Origin of the sequence: Tardiphaga sp. 866_E4_N1_4 (genome assembly GCF_052076075.1) — a bacterium.
GTDB lineage: Bacteria > Pseudomonadota > Alphaproteobacteria > Rhizobiales > Xanthobacteraceae > Tardiphaga > Tardiphaga robiniae.
The window spans coordinates 2,252,477-2,276,561 of record NZ_CP197242.1 but is presented as its reverse complement, the minus strand read 5'-3'; the positions used below and the strand labels follow the sequence as shown (position 1 = coordinate 2,276,561).

23 protein-coding genes are annotated in these 24,085 nt (G+C 62.3%); 13 read left to right on the top strand and 10 right to left on the bottom strand.

Annotation, left to right across the window (positions count from 1 at the left end; genetic code table 11):
* Positions 1-8: 8 nt before the first annotated feature.
* From AB8B20_RS11210 to AB8B20_RS11195, 4 genes are read left to right on the top strand one after another with little or no spacing between them, the layout of a single operon-like run.
* Positions 9-1,013, top strand: a complete 1,005-nt coding sequence (locus AB8B20_RS11210; RefSeq protein ID WP_439072613.1) for an amidohydrolase family protein — start codon at positions 9-11, stop codon at positions 1,011-1,013.
* Positions 1,014-1,065: 52 nt separating this feature from the next.
* The gene (locus AB8B20_RS11205; RefSeq protein WP_439072611.1) at positions 1,066-2,094 is read left to right on the top strand and encodes an ABC transporter substrate-binding protein; all 1,029 of its coding nucleotides are present in this window, start codon (positions 1,066-1,068) and stop codon (positions 2,092-2,094) included.
* 34 nt (positions 2,095-2,128) lie between these two features.
* Positions 2,129-2,947, top strand: a complete 819-nt coding sequence (locus tag AB8B20_RS11200; protein WP_439072610.1) for an ABC transporter ATP-binding protein — start codon at positions 2,129-2,131, stop codon at positions 2,945-2,947.
* Positions 2,944-3,717, top strand: a complete 774-nt coding sequence (locus AB8B20_RS11195) for an ABC transporter permease (protein ID WP_175368370.1) — start codon at positions 2,944-2,946, stop codon at positions 3,715-3,717. Before AB8B20_RS11200 ends, AB8B20_RS11195 begins: the two co-directional genes overlap by 4 nt.
* Positions 3,718-3,814: 97 nt before the next feature.
* On the opposite strand, the gene AB8B20_RS11190 is transcribed toward AB8B20_RS11195, so the two are convergent.
* From AB8B20_RS11190 to hemP, 7 genes are all read right to left on the bottom strand, one after another.
* Positions 3,815-5,188 carry an FAD/NAD(P)-binding protein gene (locus AB8B20_RS11190; RefSeq protein ID WP_439072608.1) on the bottom strand — a complete coding sequence of 458 codons (1,374 nt, stop codon included), beginning with the start codon at positions 5,186-5,188 and terminating at the stop codon, positions 3,815-3,817.
* Between the two features lie 36 nt (positions 5,189-5,224).
* Complete coding sequence (locus AB8B20_RS11185) at positions 5,225-6,514, bottom strand: amidohydrolase family protein (protein WP_439072607.1); 1,290 nt, start codon at positions 6,512-6,514, stop codon at positions 5,225-5,227.
* 115 nt (positions 6,515-6,629) lie between these two features.
* Entirely contained in the window at positions 6,630-6,995 is a 366-nt protein-coding gene (locus AB8B20_RS11180) for a response regulator (RefSeq protein ID WP_068735283.1), read from the bottom strand.
* 144 nt (positions 6,996-7,139) lie between these two features.
* Positions 7,140-7,961: a heme ABC transporter ATP-binding protein gene (locus tag AB8B20_RS11175; RefSeq protein WP_439072605.1), complete on the bottom strand. Its 822-nt coding sequence runs from the start codon at positions 7,959-7,961 to the stop codon at positions 7,140-7,142.
* Between the two features lie 5 nt (positions 7,962-7,966).
* Positions 7,967-9,064 (bottom strand): FecCD family ABC transporter permease, encoded by a 1,098-nt coding sequence (locus AB8B20_RS11170; protein ID WP_439072604.1) that lies wholly within the window; start codon positions 9,062-9,064, stop codon positions 7,967-7,969.
* Between the two features lies 1 nt (position 9,065).
* Positions 9,066-10,046: a heme/hemin ABC transporter substrate-binding protein gene (locus tag AB8B20_RS11165; protein WP_439072603.1), complete on the bottom strand. Its 981-nt coding sequence runs from the start codon at positions 10,044-10,046 to the stop codon at positions 9,066-9,068.
* Positions 10,043-10,237, bottom strand: coding sequence for a hemin uptake protein HemP (gene hemP / locus AB8B20_RS11160; RefSeq protein WP_068735289.1), 195 nt, complete (start codon positions 10,235-10,237; stop codon positions 10,043-10,045). Before hemP ends, AB8B20_RS11165 begins: the two co-directional genes overlap by 4 nt.
* A 255-nt stretch (positions 10,238-10,492) precedes the next feature.
* Between hemP and AB8B20_RS11155 the strand changes: the two genes are divergently transcribed.
* The 3 genes from AB8B20_RS11155 to hutX all read left to right on the top strand — a co-directional run bounded on the left by AB8B20_RS11155 (position 10,493) and on the right by hutX (position 13,865).
* Positions 10,493-12,874 (top strand): TonB-dependent hemoglobin/transferrin/lactoferrin family receptor, encoded by a 2,382-nt coding sequence (locus AB8B20_RS11155; RefSeq protein ID WP_441253323.1) that lies wholly within the window; start codon positions 10,493-10,495, stop codon positions 12,872-12,874.
* A gap of 98 nt (positions 12,875-12,972) precedes the next feature.
* Positions 12,973-13,311, top strand: a complete 339-nt coding sequence (locus AB8B20_RS11150) for an antibiotic biosynthesis monooxygenase family protein (protein ID WP_068735293.1) — start codon at positions 12,973-12,975, stop codon at positions 13,309-13,311.
* A 47-nt stretch (positions 13,312-13,358) separates the two neighbouring features.
* A complete protein-coding gene (hutX, locus tag AB8B20_RS11145; protein WP_439072601.1) occupies positions 13,359-13,865 on the top strand; it encodes a heme utilization cystosolic carrier protein HutX in 507 nt (168 codons plus the stop codon).
* Positions 13,866-13,870: 5 nt separating this feature from the next.
* Here the strand turns inward: hutX and AB8B20_RS11140 are convergent, their stop codons facing one another.
* Positions 13,871-14,776 (bottom strand): LysR family transcriptional regulator, encoded by a 906-nt coding sequence (locus tag AB8B20_RS11140; RefSeq protein WP_175368379.1) that lies wholly within the window; start codon positions 14,774-14,776, stop codon positions 13,871-13,873.
* 158 nt (positions 14,777-14,934) lie between these two features.
* On the opposite strand from AB8B20_RS11140, the gene AB8B20_RS11135 reads away from it, so the two are divergent.
* The 6 genes from AB8B20_RS11135 to cnbZ all read left to right on the top strand — a co-directional run bounded on the left by AB8B20_RS11135 (position 14,935) and on the right by cnbZ (position 20,307).
* Entirely contained in the window at positions 14,935-16,152 is a 1,218-nt protein-coding gene (locus AB8B20_RS11135) for an amino acid ABC transporter substrate-binding protein (RefSeq protein WP_439072600.1), read from the top strand.
* 80 nt (positions 16,153-16,232) lie between these two features.
* A complete protein-coding gene (locus AB8B20_RS11130; protein ID WP_439072599.1) occupies positions 16,233-17,099 on the top strand; it encodes a branched-chain amino acid ABC transporter permease in 867 nt (288 codons plus the stop codon).
* Positions 17,096-18,046: a branched-chain amino acid ABC transporter permease gene (locus AB8B20_RS11125; RefSeq protein WP_439072598.1), complete on the top strand. Its 951-nt coding sequence runs from the start codon at positions 17,096-17,098 to the stop codon at positions 18,044-18,046. Before AB8B20_RS11130 ends, AB8B20_RS11125 begins: the two co-directional genes overlap by 4 nt.
* A complete protein-coding gene (locus tag AB8B20_RS11120) occupies positions 18,039-18,800 on the top strand; it encodes an ABC transporter ATP-binding protein (protein WP_439072597.1) in 762 nt (253 codons plus the stop codon). The genes AB8B20_RS11125 and AB8B20_RS11120 overlap by 8 nt, the downstream gene beginning before the upstream one ends.
* A gap of 7 nt (positions 18,801-18,807) precedes the next feature.
* Complete coding sequence (locus AB8B20_RS11115; protein ID WP_439073062.1) at positions 18,808-19,524, top strand: ABC transporter ATP-binding protein; 717 nt, start codon at positions 18,808-18,810, stop codon at positions 19,522-19,524.
* 27 nt (positions 19,525-19,551) lie between these two features.
* Positions 19,552-20,307 carry a 2-amino-5-chloromuconate deaminase CnbZ gene (gene cnbZ / locus AB8B20_RS11110; protein ID WP_120291590.1) on the top strand — a complete coding sequence of 252 codons (756 nt, stop codon included), beginning with the start codon at positions 19,552-19,554 and terminating at the stop codon, positions 20,305-20,307.
* Between the two features lie 5 nt (positions 20,308-20,312).
* Here cnbZ and AB8B20_RS11105 read toward each other — a convergent pair whose 3' ends face one another.
* Both AB8B20_RS11105 and glgA read right to left on the bottom strand, forming a co-directional pair.
* Positions 20,313-22,526 carry an SLC26A/SulP transporter family protein gene (locus AB8B20_RS11105; protein WP_439072596.1) on the bottom strand — a complete coding sequence of 738 codons (2,214 nt, stop codon included), beginning with the start codon at positions 22,524-22,526 and terminating at the stop codon, positions 20,313-20,315.
* A 129-nt stretch (positions 22,527-22,655) separates the two neighbouring features.
* On the bottom strand, positions 22,656-24,077 hold the full coding sequence (gene glgA / locus AB8B20_RS11100) for a glycogen synthase GlgA (protein ID WP_439072595.1): 1,422 nt from the start codon (positions 24,075-24,077) through the stop codon (positions 22,656-22,658).
* Between the last annotated feature and the right edge of the window lie 8 nt (positions 24,078-24,085).

Genomic DNA, 24,085 nt, shown 5'->3' with positions numbered 1-24,085 from the left:
GACTGATTGTGCCGATCGATATTCATGCCCATTATGTGCCGCCGCAGCTGCTATCCGCGATCGATGGCCGCGGCGCATATTGCGGCGTCAGGCTGCTGCCAGCCGGGAATGGCAAGCCGCCGGCCCTCGGCTTCGATTATGGTTTCAGGGTTCGGCCGTTCTTCCCGCAACTGGTCGAGCCGGTTGAACAACGCCGTGCCAGCCTCGACCGCCAGGGTCTCGACCGGCAGCTCGTCGCCACATGGCCTGATATCTACGGCTACGGTCTGGCGAAAGATGCCTGCGCGCATTGGCACCGCATGCTCAACGATACGCTGGGCGAGTGGTGCCATACGAACAGCGACCGCTTTTCCTTTGTCGCATCGGTGCCGCTGGTCGATGTTGTCGACGCTGCTGCTGAACTCGATCGCGCCGTTGGCCTTGGCGCTGTTGCGGTCATGGTCCCGGCCAATGTTGAAGGCGTCAATATCGGCGAGAAGCCGCTTGATCCGTTCTGGGCTAAGGCGGAAGCGTTGGGACTGCCGGTCATCCTTCATCCCGTTCTGGTGGATGCTGCGCCGCGTGCCGCGAAGTTCGCGCTGACGCAGATTGCGCAATATACGTTCGACACCACGCTCGGCATCGGCTCGATCATCTTCTCAGGTGTGCTCGATCGCTTCCCGGCGCTCTCGATCGTCCTCAGCCATGGCGGCGGCACATTTCCTTATCTGCTGGGTCGCTTCGATGTGATGCATGCGCGGATGGATCGCGCGGGACAGGGCGATGTCGCGCAATGCGACCCGTCGGTCTACGCATCGCGCATCGGCTATGACAGCATCGTGCATGCGCCGAAAGCGTTGCGTTTCCTCGCCGATACCGTGGGCATCGAACGTTTGGCGCTCGGTACTGACGAGTCCTTCCCGCCGGCGGATCGCGATCCCCTCGCCAGCGTCAAGGCTGCGGGCTTTTCCGCTGCCGATATCGAACTGATTACCGAAACCAATCCGAGGCGTCTGTTTCCACGCTTGCCCTGAGCTGCGGTGCGTTCTGCCGTATCATCTTCATACGAGATAAAGAGGACCGATCATGCTGAAACGTCTGCTTGTTGCCGCCGGTGTTGCGATGTCGATGCTGGGTCTTGCGAACGCCCAGGAGATGAAGACGGTCAAGGTCGGGACGACCAATCTGTCGTCGGATATCGGCCTGTTCCTCGCTGAGAAGCGCGGCTACTTCAAGGAAGAGGGTGTCAAGGTTGAACTGATACCGTTCGACTCCGGCGCCAAGATGGTTGCGCCGCTCGGCGCAGGCGATCTCGACGCATCGGCAGGCGCGGCCTCCGCCGGGCTCTATAATGCTGTCAATCGCGGTCTCAAGCTGAAGATGGTGGCGGACAAGGGCACCAATATCGCCGGTTACAGCTACAAGGCGCTGATGGTGCGCAAGGATCTGATCGAGTCAGGTGCGTTCAAGTCGCTTGCGGATCTCAAGGGCAAGAAGGTCGCGATCATCGCCAATGGCGCGGCCGATGAGTCGGTCATCAACCAGGCGCTGAAGAAGGCCGGGCTAAAGGACGAGGACATCGAAAAGGTCTTCCTGCCATTCCCGCAGCATCTCACCGCCTTCGCCAACAAGGCGATCGACGCGGCGATTTCGGCGGAGCCCGGCGTGACGGCGATGGTGCGCAACAATGTCGCTGTGCGCTTCGTTGGCCTCGACGATTTCTATCCGGTGCAACAGACGGCCATGCTGTTGATCAATGGCAAGTTCGCCGAGGACCGCAAAACAGTGACGGCGTTTCTCAAGGCCTATCTGCGAGGGGTGCGCGCCTATGCGACGACGCTGAAGGACGGCAAGATCGGGGGGCCCGGTGCCGAGGACATGATCAAGGACATTGCCGAGATGACGGGCATCAAGGACACGGCGTTGCTGCATCAGATCGTACCGGTGTTCATCGATCCCGACGGTCAGATCAATCTGCCCAGCGTCGAAACCGATCTCGCCTATTTCAAGTCGCGCGGGCTGGTCACCAGCGACATCGAAGCAGCCAAGGTTGTCGATATGTCCTATGTCGATGCGCTCAAGCCGGTCCTGGGACCGTTTGTACGGCCCAAATGAAACGGTGAAGAGAAGTGTGGCGATGACGGTGCAGATGTCGACAGCAGCAATCGGGGACAGCGGGCCAGCGCCCGCGCCGAAGATCAGCCTGCGCGACGTCACCAAGCGTCACGATGCACGGCTGGCGCTGGACCGGATCACGCTCGATATCCCGACCAGCACCTTTTTCGTGGTGGTTGGCCCGAGCGGCTGCGGCAAGACCACGTTGTTGCGCATGCTTGCCGGGCTGGATGCGCCATCGGAAGGCCAGATCGACATCGCCAATTCGCAGCCCGGCCATCCGCAGAATTCCATGGTGTTCCAGGGGGACTCGTTGTTTCCCTGGATGACCGTATGGGACAACGCCGCCTATGGCCTGACGATGCGCAATGTCCCGAAGGCGCGCATCGACGACGTGGTCGGGCACTACCTGAACAAGACCGGCATGTATGGCGCGCGAACGCTCTATCCGCATCAGCTCTCCGGCGGCATGCGCCAGCGCGTCTCCATCGCGCGCGCCTTTGCCAACGATCCCGACATTCTCTTGATGGACGAGCCGTTCTCGGCGCTCGACGAGCAGAACAAGACATTGCTGCACGAAGAGCTGTTGCGGATCTGGGAAGAGACCCGCAAGACCGTGGTCTTCATCACCCACAGTGTCGATGAAGCCGTGACGCTGGGCGATCGCATCATGGTCATGACGGCTGGCCCCGGCCGCATCAAGACCATCGTGCCAGTGGATCTCCCGCGGCCGCGCAATGTCGTCGAGCTCCGGCACACGCCGGCTTATGGCGAACTAGTCTATGATATCTGGGCGCAGCTGCGCGAAGAGGTCGATCGTGCGCGCAGCCGCGAGCCGGGGAGCAAGGCATGAGTTCGGTTCGCACCCGTTCACTGTGGAGCGACCGCGCCATCAGCATCCTGTCGCCGCTGGTGCTACTGGGCCTATGGGAAATCTGCGCCCGCACCGGCATCGTGGATGTCAGGTTCTTTCCGGCGCCCTCTAACATCATTGGGCATCTGTTCGAACTCGCTTCCTCCGGCGCACTGTGGCGTCATGTGGGAGCTAGCCTCTATCGCCTCGCTGCCGGTTTTGTCGTTGGCTGCGTGCCGGCCATCGTGATCGGACTCGCTATCGGCCTCTATCGGCCGATACGTGCGGCCTTCGATCCCCTGATCTCCGCGACCTATCCAATTCCGAAGAGCTCCCTGCTGCCGCTGATCCTCTTGATCTTCGGTCTCGGTGAAAGCTCGAAGATCGCCATGGTCGCGATCGGCGTGTTCTATCCGGTGGTCATCAATACGGCGGCCGGCGTGCGACAGATCGCACCGATCTTCCTCGATGTCGGCCGCAATTTTGGCGCCAGCCGCTTCAACATGTTTCGTACCGTGGCGCTGCCCGGCGCATTGCCGTTGATCATGACCGGCATCAAGCTCGGTGCCGGCATGGGTCTGGTGCTGATCGCCATCGCCGAGATGGTCGGCGCCAAGCAGGGGCTCGGTTATATGATCTGGAATGCGTGGGAGCTGTTCGACGTTCAGACCATGTATGTCGGCCTGTTCGTCATCGCGATCATCGGCTTCGTGATGAATGCCGGCTTCGACGCACTGGAGCGGGCCATCGTGCCGTGGCGGAAGGGCTGAGCCGGTAGGATGGGTAGAGCGAAAGGCGCGAAGCGCCGGAGCGAAACCCATCGACTTCTTGCGCGTGAGTGATGGGTTTCGCTGCGCTCTACCCATCCTACGACGCAGTTGACGGCGAATTCTCCAGCGCATCTCTAATCGCCAGCAACTGCCGCCGAATATTGGATGCCGCAGTCACTTCCCAGAACGCGCCGCGCGTCGCCGGGCCGATGGCATAGAAGCCGGGCTGAACATGACCGGCGCTGTCACGCAGCTCGCAGGTTGGGGCGACATCGAGGCCGAGGCCGTTGAAGCCGGTCCGCGCTTGCCCGGTCGCAAGCAGCGACTTGATGAGCGGATCGCCAAGGCGATCATAACGCTCTTCCGGGCCGGTACAGTTCAGGATCCAGTTGGTGGCGAGATCGATGGTCTCGCCGTGTCCGCGCCGGCGGATGGTGATGTCATGTCCCGACGGTGTCACAACTGCGCTGGTGATGCGACCTGCGACCACGTCGAGGAGGTTGTTCCGCTGTAACTCTTCCAGCAGCTCGGCGACGTCGGGTGCCAGCCGATGCCGGTGCACCATCCAGATCGCACGGAGGTGTCGTGCAAAGCGGGCACGTTCGGTCTCGGAGGCATTCCTATAGAGTTCACCGATCGACAGTCGAAACGTATCGACCATCGTCTGCCATGGAATGCCCGCGGCCACCTTGCGGCGGGTGTCCCTGAGCAATGCCGCCAGAAGCCCACGCGCGGTGGGCACCGGGAATGAGTTCATCGGATCGGGATCGGTCTGTGCCGGTACGTCGATCAGCGGCAGCAGCCCGCGCCGCGAGACCATCGTGATGGGCGCGCGCATGCCGCGATGGACGAGATCGATCACCATATCAACCGCGGTGGCACCGGTGCCGATGACCAGCACGCGATCGTCCTTGCCGATCGGATCGAGCGCGCCCGGCGCCCAGACATTGGTGATCGAGCGCGGCGAGGTATCGATGCCGGGAAATGGCGACGGCGGCTGGTTGCCAAGACAGAGGAACACCAGATCGGCGTCGATGATCGCACCCGATGCCGTCGCAACGCGATAGCCATCGCCCTGCCGCGTCACACTCAGAGCCACATCCTGCCGCGGCGTCACGCGTCCGCTGCCCGTCAATTCGTTGAACTTCGTCGAGATGTAGTCGCCATAGACCCGGCGGGGCACGAAAGAGGTTGAATAGTCCGGCCAGTTGGCCTGGCCCGTTTCCGTCAACCATTCGACGAAGCCGTTATCTTCGGCGCCGAGTCCGCCCATCTTTGAGGCTGGGACGTTGATGCGGTGCCACTTGGCTTTCGCGGAATAGGCAAGCCCGCGCCCGAAGGCGCCATCGCGATCCAGCACGGTGATCGGCCCGATCTGCGGCAGTCTGGCCAGAATGATGCCGGCGAATGCGCCGGCCACGCCGCCGCCGATAACGGCAACGCGCAGAGAATGGGGAGAGGCTGATGTCATGCTGCCGGACGATGTGAGGAAAGGATGTCGAATATATCAGCTCGGCGGTGCGTAAGCGGCCGGATCGACCGATGCCGGGCGGCCGTCGAGTGCGAGTCGGCCGATCCGCGCGGGCGTTTCGGCGATCACCTTGCCGCGGCGCACGACCGCGAGCCGTGTCGCCTTCAGCCGGATCGCCTCGATCGGATCTCGCGCCTGCAGCAGAACGAGGTCGCCGTTGCAGCCGACATCGAGGCCGTAACCTTCGAGGCCCATGATCTTTGCAGGATTTGTCGTGACGGTGTCGAAACAGAAGCGCATCGCGTCGCGGCTGGTCATCTGCCCGACATGCAGGCCCATATGCGCGACTTCCAGCATGTCCGCCGAGCCCAGCGAGTACCACGGGTCCATGCAGCAGTCCTGGCCGAAGGCCACGTTAATGCCGTAGGGCCGCATCTCGGGCACGCGGGTCTGGCCGCGGCGCTTGGGGTAACTGTCGTGGCGCCCCTGCAGCACGATGTTGATCAGCGGGTTGGCGATCGCGGCGACGCCGGCCTCCGCGATCAGCGGCAGCAGTTTCGAGACATAGTAGTTGTCCATCGAATGCATCGAGGTCAGATGCGAGCCGGCGACGCGGTCCTGCAATCCCAGCCGCTGGGTCTCATAGGCCAGCGTTTCGATGTGGCGTGACAGCGGGTCGTCGCTTTCGTCGCAATGCATGTCGACGCGCAGTCCGCGCGCAGCGGCGATCTCGCAGAGTGCCTTCACCGATGCGGCGCCATCGGCCATGGTGCGCTCGAAATGCGGAATGCCGCCGACAATGCTGACGCCCTTGTCGAGCGCGCGCGCAAGATTTTGCGCGGCGGTTGGCGAGCGGAAATAGCCATCCTGCGGGAATGCGACCAGTTCGAGGTCGAGATAGGGCGCGACCTGCTTCTTGACGTCGAGCAGCGCATCGACAGCCAGCAGCCGGTCGTCGCAGATATCCACATGGGTGCGCACCGCGAGCAGGCCCTGTGCCACCGCGAGATCGCAATAGCGCAGAGCCCGTTCGATCAGGGCCTCATAAGTGAGGTGTGGCTTCAATTCGCCCCACAGCGCGATGCCCTCGAGCAGGGTACCCGACACATTCAGCCGCGGCAGGCCGAGCGATAGCGTCGCATCCATGTGAAAGTGGATGTCGACGAATGGCGGCGAGACCAGGTGCCCGGCGGCATCGATCACCCGTCCGGCCTCTCCCGCCAGATTGGGCTGAACCGCAACGATACGGCCCCCTTCAATGGCGATATCCTGGCCCGTGCGGCCGTCGGGAAGCGTGGCGTTGCGAATGAGGAGGTCGAACGGCATGAAACCCTTGCTGCTGCAGGTGTGATCGCCGAATTATCGGCGTTGCGCTGCAGCAATGCAAGACGGTCCCACGCGGGCGGCATCCGCCGGTCCGCGCGGACCGATTTGACCTGTATCAGTGAAACGATTGTTGTGCTGCGCGGAGCAGATCGATCGGGCTCCATGGCTTGGCCATGAACAGCGTGCCGTCGGGCAGCCGACGCACGCGAGGCGCACCCGACGTCACGATCACATGCATATCCGGGAATCGTTGCTTGGCGAGATAAGCGAGCTCGATGCCGTCCATCATGCCCGCGAGTTCCACGTCGGTGAAGACCATCGCAACATTGTCGCCGGATTCCTCCAGCACCAGCACGGCCGCCTCCGCGCTTTCGCATTCGATGACGTTCATCTCGCTCTCTTCAAGCAGCAGGCTGACCAGTGTGCGTTGTGCTTCGTCGTTCTCGACCACCAGCGCTGTCGACCTGTGTGCATAACCCATGGGGGAGCCTCCGTGGTTTGGTTGCGACAGGAGGGCAATGCGTGAGTTCATCAGGGGTTCAGATAAAAGTGAGTTCCCGTGAGCAACAATGTTGCTCACGCATATTACAGGCCTGCGCAGGATGATGTGCCTGCAGAACTGCAGTTAACCCGCTACGGAAGTTGAAGTCGCAATCTGCTGCATCATCTGCGGCAGCAGATAGGGCGCGCCATCATCGGTACGTGCAACGACGACATCGATATCGAACACACGGCGAATGACATCGCTGGTGATCGTTTCCGCAGGCGTTCCTTCCGCTGCAACGGCGCCGTTACGCATCACGATGATGCGGTCAGCAAACCGAACTGCAAGATTGAGATCGTGCAGCACTGCGATCACGGCCGTACCGTTGCGCGCACGCTGCCGCGAAATTTCGACGAGTTCGATCTGATGGCGCAGATCGAGCGATGATGTCGGCTCGTCGAGCAGCAGGATGCCAGGACCATGGGCAGCTTCGCCGCAGGCGAGCTGTACGAGGATGCGCGCGAAATGCGCGCGCTGTTGCTCGCCTCCTGACAGCGTTGGTAATTCGCGATGACGGAAGTCGCCAAGGCCCACTTCATCGATGGCGGCATCAACCAGCGATTGCGCTGAAGCCAGCGGCAGGTTGCCCCGACCCATCTGCACGACTTCCTCGACCGTGAATGGGAAGCTCACACTGACATGTTGCGACAGCATCGCGCGCCGCATCGCCAGTTCGGCGGGCGACCAGGCGTGGAGGTCGCGGCCTTTCAGCGTGATGGCGCCGCGCGACGCACGCAGATCGGCCGACAGCAAGCGTAGCAGTGTCGACTTACCGGCGCCGTTGGGGCCGACGATGGCGACCATCTCGCCGCTGGTGATGGCGAGATCGACATGATTGAGCAGCGTGGCCTGGCCGATGGTCAGCGAGATGCCGGATGCTGTGAGGACGGGTGTATTGGCCATTAACGTCACAGCCCCACCAGCCCGCGCTGGCGCAGCAGAATCAGCAGGAATATCGGCGCGCCCACGGCGGCAGTCAGGATGCCGATGGGCATCTCGGCCGGCGCCACGATGGTGCGGGCGAGCGTGTCGGCGCCGACCAGCAGGCTCGCGCCGAGACCGACGGATGCCGGCAGCAACAACCGATGACCCGGTCCAATCATCAGCCGTAGCAGGTGTGGCACGACGATGCCGACGAAGCCAATCACGCCGCAGACAGACACCGCCGCGCCGGTCATGACCGACACCAGCACGATGCAGATGCGCTTGAGGCGCTCTACGTCGACGCCGGAATGAAACGCCTCGGACTCGCCGAGGATCAGCACGTCGAGGCCGCGGCTCGTGAACATCATGCCGATCAGGCCGAGAGCCAGCATGGGCGCAATCGTCGCCGCCTTGCTCCAGGTGGCGCCGCTGAGCGAGCCGAGCAGCCAGAAGGTGATGTCGCGCAATTGCCGGTCGTCGGCGATGAACACAAGAAGCCCGATGCCGGCATTGGCGATCGCGGCAATGGCGATGCCGGCGAGAAGAAACAGCGCAATCGACGTACGCCCGCTGCGGCTGGAAATCCGATACAGAATGATCGTTGTCAGCAGCGAGCCGATGAAAGCCGCCAGCGGCAACAGAAACGGCTGCAGAAAAGCAACATAATGCGCAAAGCGGCTGTCGCTGATGACGATGGCGCCCGCTGCAGCAAATGCCCCGCCGCTGGAGACGCCGACCAGCGCCGGATCGGCGAGCGGATTGCGAAACAGGCCCTGCATGATCGCGCCGGCGGCGCCCAGCATGCCGCCGATCATGGCGGCGATGGCAATGCGCGGAATCCGGATCGACCACAGGATCAGCTGATCGCGCGCGGCAAATTGATTGCCGGGATCGGCGGCCGCGAGGCCAAGTGCTGCGGGCAGGCGGGACAGTGGGATGCCGGCGGCACCCACGGTGGCGGCAAGCAGCACCGTCAGCAGCAGTGCCGCGAGCAGGCCGCACAGCACGATAACGGTGGCAGGGCGACGCACCCGACCGGTCGTTCTGACAAACGCAGTCAGCTTGGCGTCGGCAGCGCTCATCTTATTGGCGGCAGTTGACGGCGAGCGAGACGGGCTTGAACGTTGCGGCCTCGGACGACAGCGCCGGGTCGAGCTTGACGGCGAGGTCGCGTGCGGCGGCGGCCGTGCGCGGACCGAAGCCGAGCAGATAGAGGCCATCCATGGCGACCAGGCTCCTGGTCTTCGCGGCCGGCGTCAGTGCGAATGCCGGGCTGGCAAACACGGTGTCGGCCTGCAGCGTGTCCTTGCCGCGCTCCATCGAGAGCACGGTATCCGGCTTGGCTGCGGCGATGGCTTCATCGCTCATGATCTTGTAGCCGTCGAAGCTGTCCGCGACATTCACACCGCCGGCCAGTTTGATGATCTCGTTGGCTGCCGTCTTCTGGCCTGCGACCATGGCGCGGCCATCGAGGAAGGACATCACGAACATCACCCGTGGCGGGGTCTTCACCTTGGCGCGCAATTCACGCAGCGCGGCAAGATCGCCGGCCACGGCGTTGGCGAGACATTCGCCGCGTGCCTCGACACCCGCGACCTTGGCGATCAGCCGGATCTTCTCCACCATGCCGGCTTCGGTGAACGTATCCGGCACCATGATGAGCGGAATCTTGGCGGCGTCGATGACGTCGATGGTTTCCTTTGGGCCGGAGCCCGCAATCGCCAGTACCAGTTGCGGATTCAGCCCCAATACGCCTTCCGCAGAGAGTTGCCGCATGTAACCGACATTGGGTTTGTCGGCCATGGCCTTCGGTGGATACAGGCTGGTCGTATCGACGGCGACGATACGGTCGTCAGCGCCGAGGGCATAAAGGATTTCGGTCACCGCGCCGCCGATTGAGACGATGCGGGTCGGATGGCCGATAGTGACGTCGCGTCCGCGTGCGTCGCGCACAACGGCGTCTTCGGCTGAGGCCGCGGCTGACAGTGCCAGCGTGCCGGCAAGCGCTACACATTGCAGTGCATGCGCGATGCGATGACGTCGAACGGGGAGACCGGCGGTCATTTGGTGAGGATCAGCTTGTTCTGGAACGTCAGGCGCAGGCGATAGGTCTCGTCGCCATGCGTAATCAGCAACTCACGCTGATCCGCGAACAGCTCCTTGCTGTCCATCCGGTCGCCATTTATGACCACATTGCGTCCGGCTGAGGATTTGGCGTGAGCGGCAGCGCTGCCGTCGTGAGAACCCGTATCCATAGCGCCGATCTATCCCATCCGTAAAAGTCTCTGTCATCGTTATAGGTTTTGTCGCACCTCATCGCCAAGCACTGCAGTCTATAATCAGTATAAACAGGGCGGGGATTGCTTGACCCCCCCGTTAATGAACCGTAATCGAAAATGGCAACTTGGTGGCAGGGGTCCCCGAGTCGCATTCGAGAGCCAGCAAGCTCACTGCCTCGTGCAGCGCCAGCCAGCCACGATCCGTTGAAATTTGTGTTTGGGGATTAGGCTATGGCTCTTGGGGGCATGACTACGCGCGCCTTGTTGTTGGGTGTGTCGATCGTATCAATGGGGGCGTTGGTCTCCGAGACCGCCTTGGCACAGGCCGCCGCGCAGGCAGGCGACGTGCAGCCGCAAAAGCCGAAACCCGCCAAGAAAAAGCGTGCTGCTGCCAAGCCGGCGGCCGTGCCGGCGCAGGTAGCTAACGCCAATGCGCAGGCCAGCCGCAGCGGCCAGTCACTCGATGAAATCACGGTGACGGCTTCGAAGACCCAGGAGCGCGCCATCGATGCGCTGGCGCCCGTCAGCGTCGTGACGCAGGAGCAGATCCAGCTGCAGCAGCCGAGCCGGCTGAGCCAGCTTTTCTACAATGTCCCCGGTGTCTGGATGCAGGATCGTGGCGATGATCCGTCCACGGCGATCAATATCCGCGGCTTGCAGGATTTCGGACGTGTCGCCGTTGTCGTTGACGGCGCTCGCCAGAACTATCAGCGCTCCGGTCATAATGCGAATGGCTCGTTCTTTCTTGACCCCGAACTGATCGGCGGCATCGATATCACCCGCGGTCCGACTGCCAATATTTACGGCTCTGGTGCCATCGGCGGCGTGGCCTCGTTCCGCACCAAGGACATCAATGACGTCCTGCGACCCGGCGAGCGCTGGGGCGTGGATATGAGCGGCTCCTACGGCTCCAACAACAATCGCGGTCTCGGCTCCGTGTTCGGCGGCGTGCGTGTCGACCCGACGGTCGATGTGTTCGGCGGTGCGGTCTATCGCACCCAGGGCAACTACACGGATGGCGCCGGTACCGAGATCGGCAATACAGGCAACGACATCGCTGCGGGCCTGATGAAAGTTACGGTTCGCCCGGCCGACGGCCATGAGGTGAAGTTCGGCGGCCTGTTCCAGGACTACAGCTACACGATTGGTCAGTTGAATCGTGGTCCAACTACAACGCCGGCCTTGATCGCTCTGAATCAGGGCTCGTCCGTCTACGCCTCCAATGCAAAGAACTATACCGGTACGGTGACGTGGAAATACGCGCGTCCGGAGGACATGCTGTTCGATTTCAATGTCTCGCTTTACGGCAATCGCGTCGACAACGACCAGACCAAGACCTATCACTATTCGACGGCCGGCACCGCGCTCTGCGGTGCTGGTAGTGCCGGTAACAACATTTCTGGTTGCGTTGGCGATCAGCGCGGCTACTTACTGGATACGTTCGGCGTCGACGTCAACAACACGTCTCGCTTCAATATCGGTGAGTGGCGCAATGCTGTGACCTATGGCTTCGACGTCTTCAACGACAAGGTGAAAACATTCGACTCGCGTGGAAACTCCAACATCACCACGCCGAGCGGCGAGCGCACAGTCTCCGGCGGCTTCGTCCAGCTAAAGACCAACTATTCGAGTTGGCTCGAAGTCATAGGCGCGCTGCGTTATGACCACTATGAGCTCAATTCAAGCGGGACAGCCGTGGGTGTTAACAATGTTTCATCCAGCGGTGACCGCCTGTCGCCCAAGATCACACTCGGCGTGACGCCGGTAGCGGGCTTTACGCCCTATGTGAGCTATGCGGAGGGTTATCGTGCACCATCCATCAGTGAAACGCTCATTGCAGGTGGCCACGCTTCCGGCGGCGGACCGACTTTCGTCACCTGTGCTGATGGTACCGCTGGCCTGTTCTGCTTCTTGCCGAACCCGAACCTCCGGGCAGAAGTCGGCAAGAACAAGGAAGTCGGCATCAATCTGAAATACAACGACGTCTTTACGTCTGGCGACAGTTTCCGCGCCAAGTTTAACTTCTTCCGCAACGACGTTGATGACTACATCGACCTCGTCGCCTCTACGCCAGTTCTCGTCAACTATGTATTCATGGGGCGTCCTGGCACCATCCTCAACAGCAACTTCTATCAGTACCAAAACATTGCCAATGCGAAGATCGAAGGCTTCGAGGCCGAGACGGCCTATGACGCGGGCCTTTGGTTCCTGGGCGTCGGCGCGACGGTTCAAAGCGGCAAGAACACCCAGACCAATGTTGGTCTGGCGACAATCCAGCCGCGCAAGGTCACGACCACCGGTGGCGTCCGCCTGCTCGATCGCAAGCTGACAATCTCGGCTCAGTGGGCTTCGGTCGCGGCCAATACCGACCTTCCGGCCGGATACGTGCCATCGACCTCCTACGATCTCGTCAATCTCTACGTCGCCTATCAACCGACGCAGGACATCACCTTGAATTTCGGGGTCGACAATATCCTGAACCAGTATTACCGCCCCTATGCTATTCCCGGGTCGACCAGCGATGGCACAACGCAGAACGACGCGTTGTGGACCGCCCCTGGTCCGGGCATCGTTTATAAGGGTGGCATCAAGGTGCATTTCGGCGGCGCATAATCGCCATCTGCATCCACCAGCCTCCAAGGAATCGCGCTCATGTCCGGGCGCGATTTCGGTTATGATAGGTTCTCGACGTCACGAAAGGAAAGACATCCATGTTCATCGCCATGAACCGCTTTCAGGTCAAAACCGGATCCGAAGCCGCTTTCGAAAACATCTGGGCGACCCGCGAATCCTATCTCTCGGAATTGCCGGGCTTCATCGAGTTCAGCCTGCTGAAGGGGCCGGTGGCTGAAGATCATACGCTGTATTCGTCGCATACGGTCTGGGCCAGCAAGGCGGACTTCGAGGGCTGGACCAAGTCCGAGCAGTTCCGCAAGGCGCATGCCCGCGCGGACAACAAGTCGGAAGGCGCCAGCCTCTATCTCGGTCACCCCAAGTTCGAGGGTTTCGAGGTGATCCAGTCCGAGCGCCGCAAGAGCGCTGCGGCCTGATCGCAGGCCCTGCGTCTCACACTAACGATCGATCACGGAGCCCTGTCATGCTGAATACGGATCTCGCCGCGCTGAAGACCTATATGGCGGAGAATCCCGGCGCCGTGATCGAGACCGTTGCGCGTGAGCGGGGCGTCACGCCGCGTGCGGTGCTTGAAGCGCTGCCCGAGGGGATGGTGACCATCGGCGGGGGCGCTGATGCGTTCGTCACCGCGATGACGGATATCGCCGAATGGGGCGAGGTGACGCTGATCGTGCACACCGAGGACGGCATCTTCGAAACGACCGCACCGCTGTCGCCGGGCGCCATCGGTCATGGCTACTACAATCTGACACAGCCGAAGGGGCTGCATGGCCATCTGCGTCATGAGCGCTGCGGCGGCGTCGCTTTCGTCGAGCGGCCCTTCATGGGCAAGTCGTCGGCTTTCGTCGCATTCCTCAATGTCGATGGCGGCGTGATGTTCAAGGTCTTCGTCGGCCGCGGCGAGACCCGTGCGCTGAAGCAGGATCAGCTTGAGCGTTTCCGCGCGCTGGCTGGAAAGCTCGCTGCTTAAGGCGTCTACCCTTCTTCACTGTCCTTCATCTGCGCCACCAGCATTTCGGCGACCAGTCGCGTTGAGGGCGATGCCATGCGCGCGGCCGACTGCACCAGCGTCACCTGTGTTGACTCAAGCCTGCGGTCGCGCGGCGGGATCGCGACCAGTGTGCCGGCATTGATGGCCGCCGTCGCCGAGACCATCGGCAGGAATGTCGCAAGATCGGTGCGGGCAGCGACGGTCTGGGTGAAGGCCAGCGAGTTGGTCTCGCTGCACATTTCCAGCCGCACACTGGCCTGTGCGCAGGACTTGTCGAGTTCCTGACGAATGCCGAAGGATGGGTCCGGAAGGATCACGCGCAACCCTGCAAGATCCTTCATCGCGTATGAGTTCTGGCCGGCCAGCGGATGCGTAGGCGCGACGATCAGGCAGACCGGTTGTCGCATGCGTCCGAGTTCGATCAGATCGCGGCGCGGCGCACGACCGAAGATCAGACCGAGATCGACCTCGTTCTGGCTGACCATCTCGACCACATCGCGAGCGCCCACAGCGGTGACAGATAGCGCGATCCCCGGATATTGCTGCGACAGGTCGACGAAGGAGTTGGGCAGGAAGCTCGACAGCATGCCTTCGACAGTGGCGATCTTCACCTGGCCGCGGCGCAGCGATGCGAATTCCTCGACCTGGCTACGCAGTCCGTCGAGCTGGCTGCGGTTCTCGACTGCATAGCGATAGAGCACGTGGCCGGCATCGGTCAGGTTCATGCCGCGCGCGCCGCGCTCGAACAGCTTGACCGCAAGCTCCTCCTCCAGACCCTGCACCTGCCGGCTGATGGCGGAGGGGGCGATGCGGAGCGCTGCGGCCGCCTGTTTGATCGATCCGGACTCGGTAACCACGCGAAAATAGCGAATGGCGGTGGATTCGATCATCGTCAGTCCCTCGCGGCTGGCTGCCCAGCGCGATGGCAGGACCTGACTAGCGTTCTGATTTTCAGACCTCTCACATCGAAATTCAATGCTTTTATTCGAAATCTAAATTTGACAGAGTTTTGATCAGGTCACGGTCCCGTCATCGATGGAGAATTTGGATGTTTCATCCCCGGCTTGCTGTCTCGGCTTTTTCCGCATCCCTCCTGCTGGCTGCGGCCGGTTTGGGAGCGACCTCCTCAACGGCCTCGGCGCAGGATGTCATCCGCTTCGGCGCGCCGCTGCCGATTACCGGGCCGCTGGCGCCGGAAGCCGTGAAGCAGCAGCAGGGCTACGACCTCTGGGCCGAACAGGCCAACAAGGCCGGCGGCATCGATGTCGGCGGCAAGAAGTACAAGGTCGAGATCGTCTATTCGGACTACCAGTCCAACACGCCGCGCTCGGTGCAGACCACCGAACAGATGATCACCCAGGACAAGGTGAACTTCATGTTCGGCCCGTTCGGCTCGGGCGCCGCCAAGGCCGCCAGTACGATCGCCGAGAAATACAAGGTGCCGATGCTGGCCGCGACGGCGTCGTCGTCCCAGGTCTATGACCAGAACTACAAATATTTGTTCGGCACTTTCACGCCCAACGATACGCTGACGACGCCATTGACGCAGCTCGTCAAGGCCAAGGCTGCCGACGTCAAGAAGGTCGCGATCCTTGCACGTAACGATCTGTTTCCGCTGGCCATCGCGCAGGAAATGGAGAAATCCGCCAAGACCAACGGTCTCGAAGTCGTTTACTTCGAGAAATACGCCATCAACACGCTCGATCACTCCGCAACCCTGTCGCAGATCAAGTCGCTGAATCCACAATGGGTGTTCGTCACCGGCTACACCAACGATCTCTTGCTGATCCGCAAGCAGATGGTCGATCAGCAGATGAAGGCCAATGTCGTGACCATGATCGCCGGTCCGGCCTATCAGGAATTCATCGAATCCGCCGGCCAGAGCGCCGAGAACATCTCCAGCGCGTCGTGGTGGCATCCAGCCGAACAGTACAACGGCAAGGATATTTTCGGCACCACGGCCAACTTCGTGAAGCTGTTCAAGGACAAGTACAAGCTTGAGCCCGACTACGCTCACGCTTCGGCTGCGGTCTGCGGTGCGCTGTTCCAGATGGCCATCGAGAAGGCCGGCTCGCTGGATCGCGACAAGGTGCGTGACGAACTCGCCAAGATGGACGTCGTGACCTTCTGGGGCCCGGTCAAGTTCGGCGCCAACGGCCAGATCAACTCGCTCGAACCTCCGGTCTTCCAGATCCAGGCCGGCAAGCCTGTTGTGCTGTTCCCGGACGCCATCAAGCAGGGCGACTTCAAGCTCGGCGTGAACTGAGCATGATCCCGAAAAGTGGATACCGGTTTTCGGACAAGATCATGCTCAAGCAAGTCTGCTGAGACCGGCGGGGAATCGATATGCTGGCCATCCAGGTCCTGATCAATGCACTCGTGCTTGGGTGTCTCTATGCTTGTATCGCGATCGGTTTCTCGCTGGTCTGGGGCGTACTTAACGTCATCAACCTGATTCACGGCTCGTTCATCGTGCTTGGCGCCTATCTGGCCTGGGGTGCGTATAATTCGCTCGGGCTGTCGCCTTGGTATGCGCTGCTGATCGCCGCGCCGGCCTTTTTCGTGTTCGGCTATCTGCTGCAACGGTTGCTGCTCAACCGCGTCATCACCGCCCCGGTACTGGTGACGCTGACGCTGACCTTCGGGCTCGATCTGATCCTGAACAATGCGATGATCTATTACTTCAAGGCCGATTACCGAAAGCTGATCCTCAATCCGCCCACGGGATCGATCTCGATCTTCGACGTCGTCGTTCCCGTCGACCGTCTGATCGCAACCGCCTCAGCGCTGGCGCTGACCTTCCTGCTCTATCTGCTGCTGCGTCGCTCGAAAGTCGGCCGCGCCATCGTTGCGGTCCGTCTCGACCGCGATGCCGCGGTGCTGATGGGCGTCCATGTCAAATCGATCTACGCCATCGCCTTCGGCCTCGGTGCCGCGCTGGCCGGTTGCGCCGGTGTGCTGATGGCGCTGATCTTCCCGATCTCGCCGCTGACCTCGTCGGCCTATCTCGGCAAGGCCTTCGTGGTCTGTGTGCTCGGCGGACTCGGCAGCGTGTCCGGCGCATTGGCGGGCGGCATCTTGCTGGCTTTGGTCGAAGGCGTCGGCTCGGTCTATCTCGGCCCGGCCCATGCGGTGACGCTGTCTTTCGTCCTGCTCATCATTTTCCTTGTCGTCAGGCCGCAAGGCCTGCTGGGCCGAAAGGGTTTTGAATGACCCGGACCAATATCGCGCTTCTCGTCCTCATTGCCTGCGTAGCATCGCTGCCGCTGTTCGGCGACGCGTATGCGCTGCGCTTGGGCACCATGGCCTGCATGTATGCGATCTTCGCGCTGTCATGGAATATCGTCGGCGGCTTCGCCGGCTATCCGTCCTTTGCGACGGCCGCCTTCTTCGGGCTCGGTGCCTACACGACGGGCATTCTCATGAATAAGGGCGTACCGCTGACACTGTCGCTGCTGGGTTCGCTGGTACTGTGCCTGCTGCTGGCCGCCGCGCTCGGCGCCGTGCTGTTGCGCCTCCGCGGCCATTACTTCGCCATCGCCAGCCTGTCGCTGGTCGAAGTGTTCCGCGAACTCGTCAACAACGCCACCGACCTCACCGGCGGCGGCATGGGCCTGAACATTCCGCTGGTCTCCGGGTCGAGCGTGCTGTCCGACGCGACGTTCTTCTTTTACGCCATGTGGGGATTGCTGCTGATCACCACGCTCGTCGTCATCGCAGTTTCGATGTCGAAGCTCGGCTTCGGCCTCAACTGCATCCGGCAGAACGAGACCGCCTCGAACATGGTCGGTCTCAATTCCACGCTTTACAAGGCCATCGCCTTCGGCCTGTCGGCCTGTTTCGTGGGCGCCGCCGGCGGGCTCTATGCGGCCTGGGTTCACTACATCGATCCGTCCGATGTATTCGACATCCTCTATTCGGTGAAGCCGATCGTGATGGCGCTGATGGGCGGGCTCGGTTCGCCGCTCGGCGTGGTCTGTGGCGCCTTCGTCTATCTCGGCCTCGAGGAAGTGGTCTGGCGCAATTACATCCAGATCCATTCGGGCGTGCTGGGCGTGCTGATCATCCTGCTGCTGCTGTTCCTGCCGCATGGGTTGGTCTCGCTCCATGCCGGCAAGATCTGGCGCGGGCTGTTCGGACGAAAGGCAAAGCATGTCTAAGCCCGGTCACGAAATCCTGCATCTGAGCAACGTCTCGCGAAACTTCAGCGGGCTGAAGGCGCTGAGCGACGTCTCGCTGTCGGTCAACAAAGGCGAGGTGGTCGGTCTGATCGGCCCGAACGGCGCCGGCAAGACCACGCTGGTCAACACCATTTGCGGTGTAACGCCGGCTAGCTCGGGCGTTGTGACTTTCGATGGCAAGGACATCACGCGGATCAAGACCTATCAGTCCGCGCGGCTCGGCCTGTCGCGCACCTTCCAGATCGTGCAGCCCTTTGCGGAATTTTCGGCGCTCGACAATGTCGCCGCCGCCGCTCTGTTCTCGCAGCCGGGCGAGAGCCTGAAATCGGCGCGCGAGGCCGCCCGCGCGCATCTCGCATTCGTTGGCCTCGACGGACAGGCCGACCAGTCCGCGGCAACGCTGACACTGGCCATGCGCAAGCGGCTGGAGCTGGCCAAGGCGCTGGCGATGAAGCCGAAGCTGTTGTTCCTCGACGAGGTCAATGCCGGCCTCAACAGCGCCGAGGTCGAACGCGCCACCAAGCTGATTCATCAGCTCGCCGCCGACGGCATCACCATCGTGATGATCGAACATTTGATGAAGGTCGTGCTCAATGTCTGCACCCGCATCGCGGTGCTGCATAACGGCAAGCTGATTGCCGACGGCGCGCCGCGCGACATCATCAAGGATCCCGCCGTCGTCGATGCCTATCTGGGCCAGCAATATGCACAACGGAACGCCGCCCGTGGCTGATCATCCGATGCTCGAACTGAGTGGGGTCTGCGCCGGTTACGGCGAAATCCAGGTGCTGTGGGGCATCGATATGGTGGTGCGCTCGGGCGAAATCACCGCGCTGATCGGCTCGAACGGCGCCGGCAAGACCACGCTGATGCGCGCGCTGTCCGGGCTGATCCCGCTGACATTCGGCAAATATGTCTCCGAGGGCGTCGATCTGTCGAAGGCGACGGCGGCGCAGATGCTGGCCCATGGCATCGTCCATGTGCCCGAAGGCCGCCGTCTGTTCGGTGCCATGAGCATCGAGGACAATCTCCTGATGGGCGCCTATTCGCGCAGCGTTGGCCGTACCGAACTCAATCGCGATCTCGATCGCGTTTACACGACCTTCCCGAAACTGCGCGAGCGCCGCAACCAGGCCGCGGCGACATTGTCTGGCGGCGAGCAGCAGATGTGCGCCATCGGCCGCGGGCTGATGAGCGCGCCGCGCCTCTTGATGATCGACGAACTCTCGCTCGGCCTGTCGCCATTGCTGGTGGAGCAGCTGGTCGCGGCGCTCCGGCAGCTCAACAGCGAAGGCATGTCGATCCTGCTGGTCGAGCAGGACGTCACCACGGCGCTCGATCTCTGCCATCACGCCTACATCATGGATATGGGCCGCATCGTGCGCACCGGGCAGGGCGCCGAATTGCTGGCCGATCCCATCATCCGCGACGCCTATCTCGGCGTCCTCGAAGACTGACTTTGATTTCACCTGAAGAGGCCAACCATGATCGAGACCGTCGAAGCCCCCAATAGCGGCTACCGTTACATGCCGGGCGTGTTCCAGTACTCCTGCGGCGTCGGCGCGTTGCCCGGCTTCGCGCTGGAGCGCGTGCGTTTCTCCAAGGTCGTCCCGCTGAAGGAAGGCTTCGCCAGGGTTGCCGAGATCATCAAGGCAGCCGGCCGGCCGCTGACCGCCTTCGCAGCCTGCGAACTGCGCTCGCCGGCACCGTTCACGGAGCAGGGGTTTATCGATTTCAACGAGATCTACATCAAGACCCTCGAAGACTGGGGCATCATGAAGGATCGCGTGAATCCCATCGCGCGCAGCAATGTGTGTCCGAAGATCGATCCGCCGTCAGAGCCGGGCTTCCATGCCTTCTCTTTCACGACCGTCGCGCCGAATGCGCCAGCATCCTTCGTCATCGCCGGCAGCGGCGAGGCCGCGGAAGGCAAGGGCGACTATCGCGACAACACGGTACGCCTCGGCGACATCAGCCCATCGGGGATGCTGGAAAAAGCCAAGTTCGTGCTCGACGAGATGGAGCGCCGCATGAGCGCATTCTCCGGCACCTGGGACCAGACCACTGGCGCGCAGCTCTACACCGTGCGCGACGTCTATGCGCTCTTGGAAAGCGAACTCGGCCGCCGCGGCGTGTTCCGCAATGGCCTGACCTGGCACTTCAACCGCCCACCGGTCGTCGATCTCGAATACGAGATGGACTGCCGCCGCGTGCATGTCGAGCGCGTAGTCGAGGTTTAACCGCCTCAGTGATGGCTGACGCGCAGATCTTGCGAGGTCTGCCGTAGTCGCCGGGTGAGTTCGCGCGCCAGGTTGCCCAGCAGCCTGGTGGCGAGCACCGGATTTTTCTTCAGGATCAGGTCGAAGCCGTCGCGCGGGAATTCGTAACAGGCCACCTCGTCGTCGGCGACGATGGTCGCCGAGCGCGGCACCGATTCCACTAGCGCCATTTCTCCGACCGTCGTGCCGCGCCCAAGTCCGGCGATGCGGCGTCGCTCGTGATGTCCGTCCGTGCGTAGCAACACGCTGACGCTGCCTTTCAGGATCAGCCACATCCGGTCGCCGGCATCACCCTCGCGGCAGATAGTGTCGCCGCATGCGAATTCCCGCTTGGTCATCACTGCGGTCAGTTCAGTCATCTCGTTGGGCGAAACGCCATCGAGAAAGTCGATCTGCTCGAGTGTGAGCTCATCCGCTTGCCCCTGCCTCGTAACTGAGCGGTTGAGCATCGTCTGCTCCATCCACTCCAGTGCGGAATCGAGATCCTGCGTCATAGACGGCGATGCGGGATCGTGCCCGATCCCGTGGCCGATGATGGCGGCATGGACAGGCCGGACATTGCAGTAGATCAGTCGCCGTTTCTTCTCAGTCGCCTTCTGGCGCAGGGTTCGCAACGCGTTGATGCCGGACACGTCGAGGTCGGAGATGGCGCCCATGTCGAGCAGGATCATGTCGGTGCTGTTGAACAGGTCCTTGACGCGGAGCGAGAGGTCGTCGGCATTGCCGAAGAACAGCGCGCCTTCGAGCTGCAGGATGGCGCGTTGCCGCCCGGTCTGCTGCAGGATCGCGAGATCGTCGGCCGAGCGAATGCGCTTGGAGAACAGCGTGTCGCCGAGATGGGCGCGGCGTACCAGTGGCCGGCTCATATTGATGACGAAGATGATGCAGGACAGGATGATGCCGACGATCACTCCGGAAACGACGGAGCTGAATACGGTCACGGCCATCACCGCGAGCACCACGATCAGGTTGTAGACCGCGTGCCGGCGAACCTGCGGCTCGCTGCTGGATCGGATGTCGGCCAGCAGCTGCAGATTCCAGCGATCGAACAGCACGATGCCGATCACCAGAAGCAGGCCGGCGAACACCGCGCGCGGCACCTGTGCGAGCACCGAGGACAGCGCGAATGTGATGGCCAACAGGCTGAGCGCCACGAAAATGCTGGTCCAGCGCGTGCGGCCGCCCATGCGATAGCCGAGCAGGATCACCGATGGAATCGCAGATCCGCCAATGCCGCCGCCGAGTGCTGCTGCCGCATTAGCGATGCCTTGTGCGGCGAGGTCGCGCACCGGATGGATATGCGTGTCGTCGAGCTGCTGTGCCACGCGAAACGCCAGCATGGTCTCCACCGTGCCGATGATTGCCAGCACCAGCGACACCAGCACGACATGCGGAAGCACGGCGGTCAGTTCCGGCGTGATCGAGCCGTCGAACACTGCGCCGAGCGGCATGGCGGGCGGGAAGCTGACATGGATCTCACCGATGGTCGGCCCGAGATCGAGACCTGTCGGGACGCTGATCAGATAGTAGAGCGCGGTGCCGGCGACGAAGCCTGCAAGCGATCCCGGTATTCTCCGCAGCCAGTCCGGCAGCCGCAGCCAGGCTGCTATGGCCGGATAGTTCAGAACAAAGAGCGCCAAGGCCACGACGTAAACCAGCATCGCCGGCTTGTTCGGCCACAGCGTATGCGCGGCAAAGAACGGCTTGAACTGGGAAATCACGATCAGCATGCCGACGCCGTTGAGCAGGCCGGTGAGCACCGGGTGCGGCGCGAATTTGATGGCGCGTGTCAGGCCGAGCAGTCCGAACAGGACCTGCCACAGCCCGGCCAGAAACAAACACAGCATGATCGCGGTCACGATCATCGCGGGCTGGCTCGCAAGCGTGGCATCATTGACCAGCGTCGTGGTCAGGCCGGCCTGCACCAGGGCCATGCTGACGCGGCTCGTCGTCACGATATAGGACGAGGTGGCGACCACGGCCGCGACCAGGCCGACGATGGCGCCGCCATACAGGCCGGCTGCAGCGCCCGCCGCGACATAGTCGGGGCCGAGCGGCGCAAACACCAGCAGTCCGCAAGCAAGGCAGAGCGGCAGACAGACGAGGCTGGAGATCAGACCGGCGCTGATTTCCGATCGCCAGTCGACGAGCGGCTCGGCGGGAGGCGAAGCTTTGAGCACGGGCTGGCCTTCGTCACAGAGGGACCGGCCACGTCTTCACGGATGATAGGTGTTGCCAGCTTTCGCCATTATTGTGAAACGGAACTGATCCGCAAGCCAAGATCGCGGCTCGTTCGCCAATTTCCCGCGCTAGACGCCCGCGACAATCGTCTTGCGATACAGCGCGCTGTAGCTGGCGGCAGAAATATTCCAGCTGAACGATTTCGACATCGCGCTGCGGCGCATCGAGTTCAGGCGGTCCTTCGATCCGTAGGTCGCAAACGCCCGCAGGATCCCGCCCAAAAATGACTCGGTGGATGGCTGCGTGAACAGGAAGCCGGTCTCGCCATCGACGATGGTTTCGGCGAGGCCGCCGGTCTGGTGGCCGATCGGCAGCGAGCCGAAGCGCTGCGCATACATCTGGCTCAGGCCGCAGGGTTCGAAGCGCGACGGCATCAGCGTGAAGTCGCTGCCGGCGAAAATCCGACGCGCCTCGCGGTCGTTGAAGCCGATGGCGACGCCGATCGCGTCGGGGCGACGGCGATGCGCGTCCATCAGCGCATTTTCGAGCTCGGTCTCGCCGCGGCCGGTCACGACGATCTGTCCGCCGGCGGATACGATGGCGTCGGCCGCCGACAGCACGAGGTCGACACCCTTCTGATGCACGAGGCGGGCGACCAAACCAAAAATGGGCCCGCGGGAGAGTGCGAGCCCAAATTGTTGACGTACCCCGTCGGCATTGGCGCGTTTGGCTTCCCAGTCGCCCGCGCCGAACGGTCTCATGAGCTCCGCGCAGACGCGCGGATCCCAACTCTCATCGATGCCGTTGAGAATGCCTGTCAGACGCGACTCGTTGGAGCGCTTCGTCAGCAGGCCTTCCAGCCCGCAGCCAAGTTCCGGTGTGGTGATCTCGCGCGCATAGGTCTCGCTCACCGTGGTGAGGTGCGACGAGTAGATCAGCCCGCCCTTGAGGAAGGACAGCTTGTCGTAGAATTCCAGCCCGTCGATATGGAACGACTCCGCCGGTGCACCGATCCGGCGCAGCGAAGACTTCGGAAACAGGCCCTGATAAGCGAGATTGTGGATCGTCAGGATGGTCGGGATCTTCACCCCGCTCCAGGCGAGATAGGCCGGCACCAAGGCCGCCTGCCAGTCATTGGCGTGGACCAGATCGGCCGACCAGTTCTTGTCGAGCTTGCCGGAGGCGAGCAGTGCAGCGGCGGAGGCGAAGCGCGCGAAGCGGACGTCGTTGTCCGGCCAGTCGCGGCCGCAGGCGTCGCCGTAGGGATTGCCCGGACGATCGTAGAGCTGCGGGCAGAGCAGGATGTAGATCGGCAGTCCGTCCTTGGTCGCAGCCAGACCGACCGAGCAGGCGGGCATTTCCGCCAGTGCCGGGCATTCGCCGACGATCTCGATGTCAGGAAACTGCGTGACGACGTCGCGGTAGCCGGGAAGGATGATGCGAACGTCGGTCCAGATGCGCAAAGCTCGAGGGAGAGCGGCGGACACGGCTGCAAGGCCGCCCACCCGGATGAAGTCGTCAATCTCTGGAGTGACGAACAGTACCCTCAAGAAATGCC